Source organism: Sphingomonas chungangi (genome assembly GCF_013778325.1).
In the GTDB taxonomy this organism is placed as follows: domain Bacteria; phylum Pseudomonadota; class Alphaproteobacteria; order Sphingomonadales; family Sphingomonadaceae; genus Solisphingomonas; species Solisphingomonas chungangi.
This window is the reverse complement of record NZ_JACEIB010000006.1, coordinates 357,391-371,661: the sequence shown is the minus strand read 5'-3', so window position 1 is coordinate 371,661 and position 14,271 is coordinate 357,391. Positions and strand designations below refer to the sequence as shown.

Here is a 14,271-nt window from a genome sequence, read left to right as displayed (position 1 = left end):
TCCTGCTCCGCTTGAGGGCGATGTCCGTCGCCAGGGCGTTGGAAACCCAATCTTTTCCGTCGGGCGATCGTTCCCGGGGGGCTCGATATTGCTATGGTCGGCCCCTCGGGCACGACAGGCCGATCGTCAGGTTTTGGTAGTGCGCTTGGCGGGCGCCTTGGGCTTCGCGGTCGCTGCCGGCTTCCGCTCTGCGGCGGCCGGAGATTTCGCCGCCTTGGTGGGTGCCGGCTTCGGCTTGGCCTGCCTGGCGGCGGGCGCAGCCGCCGCAGACTTCGAAACCTTGGGCTTCGCGGCGGCCTTGGCCGCGGCCGTCGGCTTCCCGGTCACTTTCGTCCGCTTGGACCGCGCGGCAGGCTTGGCATCCTCGTCGTCAATCTCCCGGCTTGCCTGGTGCCAGTGCGCCTCGTCGTCGCCGTGGCCGCCTCCGGCTTTCTGCCAAAGAGCGTAAGCACGGTCGCGAATTCGCTCGAGTTTGTCTTTGATCATCATCCGTCCCCGACCTGTTCGTATCGGACCTGCACGGACGGCGATCAGCCGCACGCTAAAGCCGCGATAAGCACACAATGCCGATGGCCGCTCGACGTTCCCGAAAGGAAAAACGACTTATTCGATCGACGGTTACCAAGCGTGGCAGATATCCGGTCGTCGTTCACGCCAAGGCTAGGTCGTCATCGCGGCGTTGTCAGGGGAAGTCGCGTCGCAGAACGCGGCTTCAAGAAACGACCATGCCGTATTGATCGCCGCGCGGGTCGATGCCCCGATTCTCCCGTCTTCGAGGGCACTTTGGAAAGCGATAGCCAGGGCCACCCTGGTAGGGGCGGCAGCTCCCGCTTCACCGCGGCCGGGTGGGTTGCGGACAATGGCAGCCCCGCCAACATTGTCGATGGCCGCACTGTTCACCCCCCCGCCCAAAGCAACGATCTGCGCTTCCAAGCCTTGAATCCTACCGTTCAACGCGCGTAGCTCATGTCTGCGCGCATCCTCGTCTCCGGCGGACGACCTGACGACTGCAGCATGAGACGTCATTGCTGCGATCAAGCCTTTGAGCACCTCGATTTCGTGATCGCTCGCCACGTACACTCCTCTAGAGGAGAACGCGGGACTATCGGTTAAGGTGCATGGACGCATCGCCACATGTGGCGCCCGCTAGTCCGCTGTGCGAACTCCGAAGCTCCGTCCCCCTGTGATATCGACAGCAGGGACGCGTGAACCGCGCAGGCCGACAGACGTGTCGTCCCACCACGCTTCGCCGGGCTCGGGCGAGCCTCGCTCGATGCAGGCGTCGGATGAACGCAGCGCTGCGACGACGATCAGCCGGCCGCGACGGAAAGCGAGCGCGTCTTGTGCTCGCCTTCCGCTTAAGGCCAGGGGCTCGAGCGGACCGGCAGGCCGCATGTTTAGTAGTTCAGCGACTAACCGCTGCTTGGAGGAGCCATCGGTCCAGTCGACCTCCGGCTTATCCAGCATCGCCGCGAGTTCGTCATACGGGACCGGCCGGCGATTGTCGGGATCGACCAGGCTCAAGTCCCAACCTTCGCGGCCCTGGAAAAGATCAGGAACGCCCGGAAGCGTGCAGCGCAGGCCCGTCTGCACCAGCGACTTGGCAAAACCGGCCGGCGCAATCTCCATCGCGAAGTCGCGCAGCTCCGCCGCACGGCTTCCGCCGAGCTGCGTGCGCAGATAATCGGCGCAGCGCGCCTCGTAATCCTCGTCGGGCACCGCCCAGGAGGAGCGCAGCTTGGCCTCGCGCAGCGCCTTCACCTGCCAGCCTCGCAGACGCTCGGCGAACGCGGCGCTTGCATTCGCATCGTCTGCCGCGAGCTCGACCGGCCAGGCGCCCACGATCATCTGGTGGAGCATCGCCGCGTCCCCGCGGTCGATGTCTTGCGGAACATCGCTCGCCCACCGCCGGGCCAGCGACGCCCAGCGATCGGGTATCTCACTCAGCACCGCGAGGCGCATGCGCACGTCCTCGCCTCGCTTGTGATCATGGGTCGCGGTGGTCAGCATCGCGCGCGGCGGCCGCGCCGCCGCATCGGCTAAAAACGCGGTAGCACCTTCGCCGAGCCGCCCGGGATCGCAACCGACGTCGTTGCGCGAGAGCAGGCGGCCGTAGCGATAGAAAGCGGTGTCCTCCACCGCTTTGGCGGCGATCGGCGCGGCGAGCTGGAATAAGCGCCGCTGGGCATCGGCGCGCAATCCGGTATCCCCCGGCCCCTCGCCCGCCAGCCACGCGCCAACACGATCGACCAGATCGGCCTCGACCGGCCCCGCCACCGCGCGCGCCCTGGCCATTGCCTCGTTTAAAAAGGCGCTCGGCGCGCCATAGGTTCGATAGGTCGGAAAGGCTTCGATCAGCCAGCGGCAGGCGCGCCGGAGCGCCGGCATGGGCATGCCATCGGTCGCGGGACTGGACGCGGCGAGGCGTTGAAAAGCGTTGGCGCAGCCGTCGAGCTGGGCGGCGAAGTTGCGATCGAGCAGCTCGTGACGCGCGTTCGCCTCCTCGTCCGCGAAGTCGGCGGGGCGCCCGCTCAGGTCGTGCCACAGGTCGCCGAGCGACTTGGCCGCGGCCGGATCGTGGAGAAGTGCGGAAACGGCGTTCATGAAGTCATAGCCGCTAGTGCCGTCGACGCCCCAATCTGCAGGCAGCGGTTCGCCGTGCGCCAGGATCTTCTCGACAACGATATAGGCCTCGTCGCCGAACGCACGGCGAAGGCGCCGGCAATAGCCGGCAGGATCGGACAGGCCGTCGACATGATCGACCCGCACCCCGTCGATCAGGCCCTCCCGATAGAGGCGCAACGGGAGCGCGTGGACCAGATCGAAAACGCGCTCGTCCTCGGCCCGGATGCCGGCCAGCTCGGTGATGTCGAAGAAGCGGCGCCAGTTGATCGCGTCGCCGGCGGTCCGCCACCAGGCGAGCCGCCAATGCTGCCGCGCGATCAGCGCGTCGAGCCCGGCCTCGTCGCGGACGGCGGCGGCGTCCGCCTGGTCTTCCGGCCGCACGGGAAAGACGTGGCTGTCATAGGCGATGACGGCCCAGCGGCCCTCGACACGTTGCAGCGCCAGCGCGCCCGAGCGGAGTGCCTCTTGATAGCCAGTACCGAGGAAGGGCAGCAGGATCCTGCCGTCATGGACGTCCCAGTCGACATCGAAGATATGAGCATTATCGTTCGTCGGGCCTTCGGCGAGCATGTCGAGCCACCAGCGATTGTCGCCCTGCCCCACCGCCATATGGTTGGGAACGATATCGACGATCACGCCCAGCCCTTCGGCCTTGAGCGCGGCGACGAGATTGCGGAAATCCTGCTCGCCACCGAGCTCAAGGTTGATTTGGGTCGGATCCACCACATCGTAGCCGTGGTTGGAGCCCTTGCGGGCGGTGGCGATCGGCGAGGCGTAGAGATGCGAGATGCCAAGCCGCTTCCAATAGCCGACGAGCGGCAGCGCGGCGCTGAAAGGGAAATCTGCGTGGAATTGAACGCGATAAGTGGCGCGCGGCGTCATCGGTGGCGTTCCTTGCTCAGCAAATCGGCGCGGCGGGCTGCGGCAGCGCCGGAGAAGATGTCGGCCTGCGGCAGGCGGCGGCGCCAGTTGGGATGCTCGTCGATCGTACCCGGCATGTTCGGCGCCTCGGTCTGCCCGATCAAATCCTCTACCGGCACGATCGCAAGTTCGCAGGCGGCGCGCGCCACCTGCGCGATCGCCTTGTCGACGACGGGCGCGGGCTCGTCGGGCGCAGGCCGGTCGGGCTCGGGCCAGAAGCAAGCGCGATCGGCGGAGCGGTCGGCTTCGCTCTCGCCCGTCCGGCCGAGGCGCTGCCGCCAGCCGATGTCGGTGCCCGCCCACCAGCCCGCGATCGGAATGAGATCGTGGGTGCTCGTCATGGCGACAGCCGCGGGGGTCCACTCCGCCGGATCAACGAAGTTGCCCTCGGCATCGCGCTCGAAGGTGGTAAGTCGCATGCCGAGCAGGTGGCGCGCCTGCATCTTGTCGCGGAACCCATCGGGCACCGTGCCAAGATCCTCCGCGATGACGAGCGCGCGGTGGCGATGCGCCTCCAGCACCAGCAGGCGGACGAGATCGTCGAAAGGCTGCTTGAGATAGACGCCGTCGCGCGGCTCCGCTCCCTGCGGGATCAGCCAGAGCCGCTCCAGCCCTAGTGCGTGATCGACCCGCACGCCCCCGGCAAAGCCCAGCGCCTTGCGCACCGTCCGCAGGAACGGTTCGAAGCCGGTTTCCGCAAGCGCGGTCGGCGAGAAGCCTGTGATGCCCCAACCTTGCCCGTCGGCCTGGAAGATATCCGGCGGAGCGCCGAGCGTCAGCCCGTCGAGCAATTCCGCGCGCCGGCTCCAGCTGTGGCTGCCATAAGGGTGCAGGCCAACCGCGAGGTCCGCGACAAGGCCGATCGCCATCCCTGCGGCCTCGGCCGCCGCCTGCGCGCCGCGCAGACCCTCGCTTGCGCGCCATTGCAGATAGGCCTGGAAGCGCACGGCGTCGCGATGCTCCTCAGCGAAGCGGCGGACGTCGTCGGTCCCGGATTGCTGGAACGCGGCCGGCCAGCCCGACCAGTCCGCCGTGAGCCCACGCCGCGTGAAATGCATACTCAGCGCATCGAACAAGGCGTGGTCCGCGACCACGGCATCCTGGGCGAACCGGTCGAAGTCCGGATCGCCCGAGAACGCGCGATAGTCCGCCTGAAGGGCGTCGATCCGGGCGGCTGCGGCGGACGGCCAGTCGATGAGATCGCCGGAATCGGCTTCGCCATCCCGATCGGACGATGCGTAAAGCGGGTTCAGCGTCTCGCGGGTGGACGGCGCATACGGGCTGCAGCGCGACGGATCGGCCACGAACAAGGCGTGGACGGGATTGATCGCGACCAGATGCGCGCCCGTCCGCGCGGCGGACTTCGCAAAGCGGGTGAGTGCCGCGACGTCGCCGAATGCCGCCTCGCGAGCCCCTCGTAGGCTGTAGATCTGTACCGCCGGCCCCCAGGCCTTGGCACACCCGGTCAGCGCATGCACATTGGGCGCGGCGGCCGGCGCGACAGCGAGCCGAACGACGCCATTTGCCGTCTCCAGCCGATGATAGCCTGGCGCGTCGATCGCCGTGCCCGGCACGACATCGTGCGCCTCGCCCGACTCGAGCACGAGGCGACCTGCGGCCGGAAGCCGATCGCCGACATCCAGCGTCAGGAAGCTGCGCTGCTGGTGCGCGTTGAGACGGTTCTGGCTTTCCCGACTGTCTTGCTCGGTCTCGCATGGCAGCCGGAGAGTGCAAAGCGCCGCGCGCAAAGTTTCGGGCGTAACGTGGTGCATGCTGCCATCGGCATGCTGCCACGTGGCCAGCAGCCCGGCTTTGGCGGCAAGCGCACCCAGCGTCTCGTCGCTTATCCCAGCCATGCCTGCAGCGATCCGGGCGCGAGGGTTCCGGCCGGGCCCTCGCCCAACGCGAAGAAGGGCGTGCCGGAAGGGGCGGCGATCGCGACCGGCTCTTCGCCCAGATTGAGCGCGAGACACAGTTCGGCGCCATCGCCCATCGTCCAGCGGGCCATGACGGCCTTGTCGCCGATCGCCCGCGCGCCGATCGGCGCGGCGCCCGGCAGCCGCGGCACGATCTCGTCGCGGCGCAGACCGAGCAGATCGCGGTAGAACGCCCGCCACGCCTCTCTCTCGGGGCGGGGCTGAGGCCGCGAGCGATGGAATGTGTCGGGCGCGTTGGGATCGGGGATCGCGGCGCGGCGATCCGGATCGGAGAAGGCCGCGTGGCCCGCGAACTCCTTGCGGCGCCCCTCGCGCACGGCATCGGCCAGCTCGTCGTGAAAGTCGGTGAAGAAAAGGAAGGGGCTGTCGCTGCCATCCTCCTCGCCCATGAAGAGCAGCGGGATCTGCGGCGAGAGCAGAAGCAGGGCCGTCGCCGCTTTGAGCCTGGCCGGTGTCACAAGCTGCAAGAGCCGCTCGCCCATCGCCCGGTTCCCGACCTGATCGTGATTTTGCAGGAAACTGACGAAGGCGGTCGGCGCAAGATGGCCGCTCGGGGTTCCTCGCGGCTTGCCGTCGTGATTGGGTGAGCCTTCGCCTTGGTAGATGAACCCTTCGCCGAGGCAGCGGACGAGCCGCTCGGCGGGCTTGTCGGCAAAATCGCGATAATAGGATTCCGCCTCGCCGGTGAGCAGTACGTGCAGGACATTGTGGAAATCGTCGTTCCACTGCGCATCGAAGCGTCCCTCGCCGAGCCGATCGGCATCGTTGGCTTCGTTTTCGAGGATGAGATGCACGAAGCGCCCGCCGGCACCGGCGCGGATCTCGCGCGCCATTCGATCGAGAAAGTCGGTATCCCCGATGGCGTGGGCCGCGTCGAAGCGGAGGCCGTCGAAGCGATATTCCTCGATCCACATCCGCGCATTGCCGATGAAGAAATCCGCCACCTCGGCTCGATCGAAGGCGATGGCGGCGCCCCACGGCGTGTACACCTCGGGATGGAAGAAGTCGCGCGCATAAGCGGGGAGGTAGTTCCCGTCGGGGCCAAAATGATTGTAGACGACGTCGAGGAAGATCATCAGGCCGCATTGATGGGCGCGATCGACCAGCGCCTTCAGGTCGTCCGGGCTGCCATAGGCCGAGGCCGGGGCGTAGGGCAGCACCCCGTCATAGCCCCAGTTGCGCGTGCCCGGAAACGCCGCGACCGGCATGATCTCGATCGCGGTCACTCCGAGCTCAGTGAGCGCGGGCAGTTGGTCAGCCAGCGCCAGAAACCCACCGGCCACGCCGACATGCGCTTCATAGATCACTGCCTCGTGCCAGGGCCGCCCCCGCCAGTCCGGGCATTGCCAGACATAGGCGTCAGGATCGACGAGCAGGCTCCAGCCATGCACGTCGCCGGCTTGCGCGCGGCTCGCGGGATCGGGCACCGCGAGGCCGTCCGACAGGCGGAAGCGGTAGCGCGCGCCCGGCACGGCATCCGTCTCCACCGTGAACCAGCCTTGCGCCCTATCCATCGCGATCGGGGCCCTCCCCTCAATCTCCAGCCGAATTTCGTCGCGATCGGGCGCCCAGATCGCGAACCGCGCGCGATCGGGCGAGACGATGCGGGCGCCCCAGCGCGCGGGATGGTCCGCCGCCGGCTCAGTCATTTTGGACGAGCCGGAACAGCAAGACCGAACGGCCGGTCACCTGGTAGACGCTGTCCGGCGCGAACTCGTCTTCGGGCAGATCGGGCGCATTGGTGTCGACCAGGCGTTGCCAGCCCGATCCGCCGACTGCCTGCGGCAGGTGGAACTCGACGAGGTCCTGCCAGCCGTTGACGACCAGCAGGAGGCTCTCGTCCTCGCCGCGCTTGCGCAAGCCTGACACCCGCGCCCGCCCGTCGACCATCATGCCGACGCATTTCGCATTCTCGTCGATCCAATCGGCCTCTTCCATCTCGCGGCCGTTGGGATTGATCCAAGCGACGTCCTTGACACCGAGCTCTTCGTTGATCTCGCCGCTCAGGAAGCGCGCGCGGCGCAACACCGGGAAGCGCCGTCGCAGATCAGTGAGTTTGCGCGTGAAGGCGATAAGGCCCTCGCCTTTGTCGCCGATGTCCCAATCGAGCCAGCCGATCTCGCTATCCTGGCAATACGCATTGTTGTTGCCGCCTTGTGTCCGGGCGAACTCGTCGCCGGCCAGCAGCATCGGCGTCCCCTGGCTGAGCAGCAAAGTTGCCAGGAAATTTCGAATTTGGCGCTCGCGAAGCGCGGTGACCTCGGCATCGTCGGTCTCGCCCTCGACACCGCAATTCCAGGATCGGTTGTCGGAATGGCCGTCCCGCCCCTCCTCCCCGTTCGCCTCGTTATGCTTTTCGTTGTAGCTGACCACGTCATTGAGCGTGAAGCCGTCATGCGCGGTCACGAAGTTGACGCAGGCCCAGGCGCGGCGCCCATCATGGTCGAACAGCTCGGGCGAGGCGCACAGCCTCGGCACCAGATCGGCGGCACTTGCCTCGCCGCGCCAGTAGTCCCGCACGGTGTCGCGATACTTGTCGTTCCATTCAGCCCAACCCGGCGGGAAGGAGCCGACCTGATAGCCGCCCGGCCCGATATCCCAAGGCTCCGCGATCAGCTTGACGCTCGCCAGCGTGGGATCCTGGCCGACCGCACGCAGGAAGCCGGATTGCTCGTCAAAGCCATGCGGCTCGCGCGCGAGGATGGTGCCGAGATCAAACCTGAAGCCGTCAACGTGCATCTCCTCCGCCCAGTAGCGCAGCGAATCCGTGACCATCTGGATCACGCGCGGATGGCTGAGATTGACGGTGTTTCCAGTGCCGGTGTCGTTGATGTAGTAACGCGGCTGATCGGACAGCAGACGATAATAGGTCGCGTTGTCGATGCCCTTGAACGAGAGCGTCGGACCGAGTTCGTTTCCCTCGGCGGTGTGATTGTAGACCACGTCGAGGATCACCTCGAGGTCAGCCTCGTGGAATTTCGCGACCATCTCCTTAAACTCGCGCAGCGAGTTGGCGATGTCATGGGCATAGCGCGTCTCGGGCGCGAAAAAGCCAATCGAGTTGTAGCCCCAGTAATTGGCGAGTCCCTTCTCGACGAGCTGGCTGTCCTGTACGAAGGCATGAACGGGAAGCAGTTCGACCGAGGTGACGCCGAGCGCCTTGATATAGTCGGTGACGGCGGCATGGCCCATGCCCGCATAGGTGCCACGCAGTGTTTCTGGCACCTTGGGATGGCGCATCGTGAAGCCCCTGACGTGCGCTTCATAGAGGATCGTGCGGTCCCAGGGTGTGGCGCGCTGGCGCGGCTGGCCCTTCCAGTCGAAATCGGGATCGACGACGACCGACTTCGGCACGAAAAGCGCGCTGTCCCGATCGTCGAAGGTCAGATCGTCACCCGTTTCCATCTGATAACCGAACAAAGCGGGATTCCATTCCAGCTCGCCGGCATGCGCGCGGGCATAAGGATCGAGCAGCAGCTTGTTCGGGTTGAAGCGGTGTCCCGCCTCCGGCTCATAGGGGCCGTGCACGCGGTAGCCGTAGAACTGGCCAGGCTTCACGTTGGGCAGATAGCCATGGAAGATCTGGTCGGTATATTCGGGAAGCGTGACCCGCTCGAGCTCGGTCGTCCCGTCGTTGTCGAACAGGCACAGATCGACTTGCCTCGCGTGCGCCGAAAACAGGGCGAAATTGGTTCCAGCGCCGTCCCACGTCGCGCCGCGTGGAAACGGCAGACCTTCCTTCAGACCGGATGCGAACGTCGTGGCCATGCTGGTCCCCCTCGTAAAAATACACGCCGCCGCTAAACCCCCGGAGCATGCACGGGTTGCCTAAGCTCCGAAAATCTTTGGGTCCTGTGCAGGTCCATACGAGTGCGATGAACCGGTGCCAGCATCTGAACTCATCGCGCCACCATGCCCATAAGGTTTGGGACATTGAACCCAAAAAACTGATGCCTGCGTTCCGGACTGCCGGCAGTTTCAAGGCTCGATCGATTTCCGGAACGGCCGAAATCGGGCGCCTCCCGGGCGGCCGGTTGCGGACCACAGCACGAGCCGCTTCGCGGCACTGGTGATGGTGGTGATGAAATGCAGATCTGCTGAGGTTCAGACGGTCTGGAGTCGTAGCCGGACGATGAAGCTCCCCTGAAGAAGAGGAGCTTGCCATGGCCATCCTATCCATCGATCGACCGATCACGCCCCCGCGTCAGCGGATGCTGGACGACATGACGGCTTGGACTGCGAGAGGATACGCGGCGGGACCAAGTTCGACATGTGTACCGGTTCGCGGCTTTCTTGGGACGATCGTCCGATACAGCGACGCGGGACGATGTGCGGCGCTTTCAGGCTCATCAGACGGAATCCGGCGCGACGGCCTCAACGATCAACAGCTCGGTGTCGGCACTGCGCTTCCTGTTCACGGTCACTTTCGATCGGCCCGATCTTGCCCGTCGCCTGGTGATCATTCGCAACCCGCGAAAAGCCTCCGATGTGCTGAGCGCGGATGAGATCGCGAGGCCGCTCCAGGCGGCGTTCAACATTAAATACAAGACGGCGCTGGGCGGTGCTTATGGCGCCGACCTGCGGGCGTCGGAAGTGACGCACCTCAAGGTCGACGACATCGACAGCCAGCGGATGCTGATCCGTGTCGAGCAGGGCAAGCCTGTCCTGAGCTTGTCGAAGGGGGGCGCAAGGATCGCAACGCGATGCTGTCTCCGCAGCTCCTCCATCCCCTCCGGCTCTGATGGCGAGAGGGAAAGAAGCGCACCGTCATGCTACCCGACGGGTGTCTGTTTTAAGGTCGGGCCTACACCGAACCGATATCGACGCGGTGCGATCAGTCGCGAGCGACAAATCTCAATCGCCAAACCATCGTCGAGACCTCGTCGCCCCAGGTCAAGGAGATAGAGTCCTCGTCAATGCAGCAACTTCCGCCTCTATCGAGCGGGCCAATTCATCCATCTGGAACGGCTTCGCCAACCGAGCGACGTCGGTGGCCCGGTCATCAGCCAAGTCGGCGAAGCCTGTGATCAAGAGGACAGGCAAATCACTGCGGAGCTTGCGCGCTTCGCGGGCGAGTTCGAGACCGCTCATGGATGGCATCAGGTAGTCGGTCACGAGGATGTCGAAAGGCCGGGATCGGAGCACGGCGAGGGCTGTCGCGCCCGAACCGGCCTGCACAATCTCATGTCCCATGTCGGCGAGCATCTCTGCCGTCCCTGCGCGAACGAGCTCCTCGTCGTCGACAAGCAGAATCCTCAGCTTCTGGCCGTGGCTCTGCCAATCCTCGGACGGAACGCTCGCCGTCACCGCCTCAAGGCTCGCTGCGGGTAGCCACAGCTTCACGGTGGTCCCGGAGCCAGGCTCGCTCTCCAGAACGAGAGTGCCGCCAGACTGCGCGGCCAGTCCGTGCACCATCGAAAGTCCGAGACCTGTGCCCTTGCCGACTCCCTTCGTAGAATAGAAAGGTTCGACGGCTCGTGCGAGCGTCGCCGCGTCCATGCCCGAGCCTGTATCTGCGACGCAGATGAGAGTGTAGGGCCCAGGAGCCAGACCTCCGCGATCCGGGCCAACGTCGACGAGCGAAGTCTGAATCGTCAGCTTGCCACCTTCGGGCATGGCGTCACGCGCGTTGACCGCCAAGTTGAGCAGCGCCAACTCCAACTGGTTGGGATCGACCAAGGCAACCGTAGGCGCCTCGTCGATCCGGACATCAAGGCTGATGGTTGGCCCGATCGACCGCTGAATGAGATCGGTCATGCCATCGACCAAGGCGGTGACGTCGACCGGCTGCGCTTCCAGATTCTGCCTTCGTGCGAAGGCCAGCAGGCGGGCAACCAGCGTCCGCGCGCGTTCCGAAGCCTGAAGCGCACCGTCGAGCAGCTTCTGCGTGCGAGGATCGTCGGTCTTTCGCCGGACCATGTCCAGAGTGCCGACGATCGGAGTGAGGAGGTTGTTGAAGTCGTGGGCAACCCCGCCTGTCAGTTGACCCAGCGTCTCGAGCTTCTGCGCCTCGTGGAGCTGCGCCGTCATCGCCTCATGCTCGCGGGTACGCTGCTCCACCCGCTTTTCGAGCTCGGCGGCGAAGTTGCGCAGCGTCTCCTCCGAGGCCTTCCGTTCTGTGATGTCCTGGCTAACGCCGACCAAGCGCCGGCGCTTCGCGCCATCATCTTCCAGGCGACCGCGAACCTGAACCCAGTGCTGGCTCCCGTCGGGCCAGATGCAGCGATACTCGACGTCATAGTCCACGCCGGTGTCGAGCGTCCGGCCGACCGCTTCCTGCATGGCACCGAGATCATCCGGGTGGACGCTGGAGACCAGATCCTCATATCGAAATGGCTGGTCCGACAGTCGTCCGAAATTCGCTTTGCAATGGTCGGAGGCATCCAACGTCATAGTCGATATGTCCAGCGTCCAGGCGCCAAGGCGTCCGGCCGATAGCGCGATCCGAAGCTGCTGCTCGCGGTCCCAAATCGTCTGAAGTCGAGCGCGCGCCTCATACTGGCGGCGGCGGCCGCGCAGTGCGGCGGTCGCGATGCTGATGAGCGTCGTCGGGTGGAACGGCCTTTCGAGCAAGGTAACGTTGCCCAGAAGCTCAAGGTGACGCGCGGCCCCAGGATTGCGCTCGATGCTGCCACCTCGCTCGGTAAGTAGGATGAAAGGGAAGTCGGACCATTCCTCCTGCTCGACGATGAAGCGGTTCAGGCTTCGCAGATCAACGCGATGGAAAGCCTCATAGGTCACCAGCGCGAAGCCTGCCCCATCACGCGCAGCCTGCACCAATTCACCGATGCCGGCGACGATCAGACTCTCGATGCCACCATCGCGGAGCATGGTGGCCGCGAGGGCCGCGTCACGTCCTCGCGGCGCAAGGATGATCGCGCGTTCGGAATGATTCCGGGTCATTCGCCGCCGGGGGCGGATGGATTAAGATCCATAAGGTCTGGCGAACCAACCAGTGTGGGAACGCCGCGCAGAACGCCCTGAAACTTCACCAGCGGCTCGCCCAGAGTGATGCCCCGGCTGTCTATCCGGAACTCGCGGATCGTGTCTTCGTGTGCGCCGGTTCGCTTCTTCACGATCGAGATGGCGCGCCGCACCCGCCCGGCCGCCTCGAAATAGCGCAGCAGCACCACCGTGTCCGCCAGATAGGTGACGTCGACCGGCGCCTTCATGTTCCCGACGAGGCCGTGCTGGGCGACCGTCAGGAAGGTCGTGGCACCCTGCCGGTTCAGATACTGGAGCAGCTCGTGCATGTGCAGGATGAGCGCGCTCTCCTCCGGCATCGCCGCCTGATAGCCGTTCAGGCTGTCGATCACGACGGTGCGTGCGCCGTATTTCTCGACGCAGCGGCGCACGCGTTCCGAGAACTCGCCCGGCGAAAGCTCGGCCGCGTCCACCTGTTCGATCACCAGCCTTTGGCTGTCGACCATCGCCTGCAGATCGATACCCAGCCCGATGGCCCGCCGGAACAGAAGGCCGAGCTCCTCGTCGAAGACGAACATCGCGGCCTTGTCGCCGCGTTCAACCGCTCCCTTGATGAAGGTGAGCGCGAACAGCGACTTTCCGGTGCCGGCGGGTCCGAGGATCAATGCGCTAGAACCCCGCTCGAAGCCGCCGCCGAGCAGCGCGTTCAGCTCGGAGCTTTCCGTCGCCACGATGCTGCGGTCGAAATCGGTCTTGTGCTCGAGCGAGACGAGACGTGGAAAAGCCCGCACGCCGCCAGTGTCGATCACGAAATCGTGATAGCCGCCCCGATAGCGCTGCCCGCGATATTTGATAACGCGCAGCCGGCGCCGCTCCGCGCCATAATCGGGCGAAAGCTCCTCCAGCCGGATGACACCGTGCGCGACGCTGTGCACCGTCTTGTCGAGCGCCTCCGCCGTCAGATCGTCGAGCATCAGCACGGTCGCCCCCTGCCGTGCGAAATACTGCTTCAGCGCGAGGATTTGGCGCCGGTAGCGCAGCGAGCTCTGTGCCAGCAGGCGGATTTCCGAAAGGCTGTCGAGAACGACTCGGTCGGGCTTGATCCGCTCGTAGGCCTCGAAGATGCGCTTGGTGGTTTCGCCCAGCTCGAGGTCCGAGGAGTAGAGCAGGCTCTGCTGCTGTTCCTCGTCGAGCAGGCTCTCGGGCGGAATCAGCTCGAAGATGGCGAAATTGTCCGGCAATTCCCAACGGTGCGAGGTTATGCTCTCGCGAAGCTCCTCCTCGGTTTCCGAGAGAGTGATGTAGAGGCATTGCTCTCCCCGGCTCGCGCCTTCGAGCAGGAACTGCGTCGCGATCGTTGTCTTGCCGGTACCCGGGTTGCCCTCGAGCAAAAAAACGCGACTGCGCGTCAAGCCGCCCGCAAGGATGGCATCAAGACCTTCGACGCCTGTGGCGGCCTTGAGCGTTCGTTCGGCCATTCAAAAAGTCTCCATGGCTGGCGCGAGGGCGCCGACATTCATTCCGCTGCCTGCGTGCCACCCACGTTGGCAATCACCTCGGTTTTACCGCTCATGTACCGACAAACAAACAAAAACGAGGGAAAGTCGGACTATCCGAGATTATGCCAACTTGAGGCGGAGCCGGCGGTTTGGGGGACATCCTTCGTTCTCGATGAGGCTTCTGACCGATCACCCACTGGCGCGTGATCAGCTCACTCTCCATCTTTGCTATGCGCTGAGCGACGGGCAGGCGAGCCGGCATATTGCCGACGGGTCAATCACGCCTCGCAGACCTCTACTGGTCCGAGAACGATCCGCATCGCTATGCAGCCGCTTTCGTCATGCTTCTGGCGCGCGATCTCGGC

At 65.2% G+C, this 14,271-nt stretch carries 9 protein-coding genes; 1 reads left to right on the top strand and 8 read right to left on the bottom strand.

All coding sequences use genetic code 11. The features are described 5' to 3' along the window. Positions 1–126 precede the first annotated feature (126 nt). The 6 genes from HZF05_RS10085 to glgX form a co-directional block, all read right to left on the bottom strand. Complete coding sequence (locus HZF05_RS10085; RefSeq protein ID WP_220129788.1) at positions 127–540, bottom strand: DUF2934 domain-containing protein; 414 nt, start codon at positions 538–540, stop codon at positions 127–129. A gap of 120 nt (positions 541–660) precedes the next feature. Beyond that, positions 661–1,074, bottom strand: a complete 414-nt coding sequence (locus HZF05_RS10080) for a hypothetical protein (RefSeq protein WP_160365930.1) — start codon at positions 1,072–1,074, stop codon at positions 661–663. Between the two features lie 72 nt (positions 1,075–1,146). After that, a complete protein-coding gene (treY, locus tag HZF05_RS10075) occupies positions 1,147–3,507 on the bottom strand; it encodes a malto-oligosyltrehalose synthase (RefSeq protein WP_160365929.1) in 2,361 nt (786 codons plus the stop codon). Next, on the bottom strand, positions 3,504–5,402 hold the full coding sequence (locus HZF05_RS10070) for a 4-alpha-glucanotransferase (RefSeq protein WP_160365928.1): 1,899 nt from the start codon (positions 5,400–5,402) through the stop codon (positions 3,504–3,506). Before HZF05_RS10070 ends, treY begins: the two co-directional genes overlap by 4 nt. Then, entirely contained in the window at positions 5,390–7,132 is a 1,743-nt protein-coding gene (gene treZ, locus HZF05_RS10065; protein WP_160365927.1) for a malto-oligosyltrehalose trehalohydrolase, read from the bottom strand. The genes HZF05_RS10070 and treZ overlap by 13 nt, the downstream gene beginning before the upstream one ends. Beyond that, positions 7,125–9,251, bottom strand: coding sequence for a glycogen debranching protein GlgX (gene glgX / locus HZF05_RS10060; protein WP_160365926.1), 2,127 nt, complete (start codon positions 9,249–9,251; stop codon positions 7,125–7,127). Before glgX ends, treZ begins: the two co-directional genes overlap by 8 nt. A 504-nt stretch (positions 9,252–9,755) precedes the next feature. Here glgX and HZF05_RS10055 point away from each other — a divergent pair. Further along, positions 9,756–10,388 carry a tyrosine-type recombinase/integrase gene (locus HZF05_RS10055; RefSeq protein WP_343046869.1) on the top strand — a complete coding sequence of 211 codons (633 nt, stop codon included), beginning with the start codon at positions 9,756–9,758 and terminating at the stop codon, positions 10,386–10,388. Here HZF05_RS10055 and HZF05_RS10050 read toward each other — a convergent pair. Together HZF05_RS10050 and HZF05_RS10045 are read right to left on the bottom strand one after the other, a co-directional pair. Then, on the bottom strand, positions 10,377–12,386 hold the full coding sequence (locus HZF05_RS10050; RefSeq protein WP_160365925.1) for a hybrid sensor histidine kinase/response regulator: 2,010 nt from the start codon (positions 12,384–12,386) through the stop codon (positions 10,377–10,379). The genes HZF05_RS10055 and HZF05_RS10050 overlap by 12 nt on opposite strands. Continuing rightward, a complete protein-coding gene (locus HZF05_RS10045) occupies positions 12,383–13,885 on the bottom strand; it encodes an ATPase domain-containing protein (RefSeq protein ID WP_160365924.1) in 1,503 nt (500 codons plus the stop codon). The genes HZF05_RS10050 and HZF05_RS10045 overlap by 4 nt, the downstream gene beginning before the upstream one ends. Positions 13,886–14,271 lie beyond the last annotated feature (386 nt).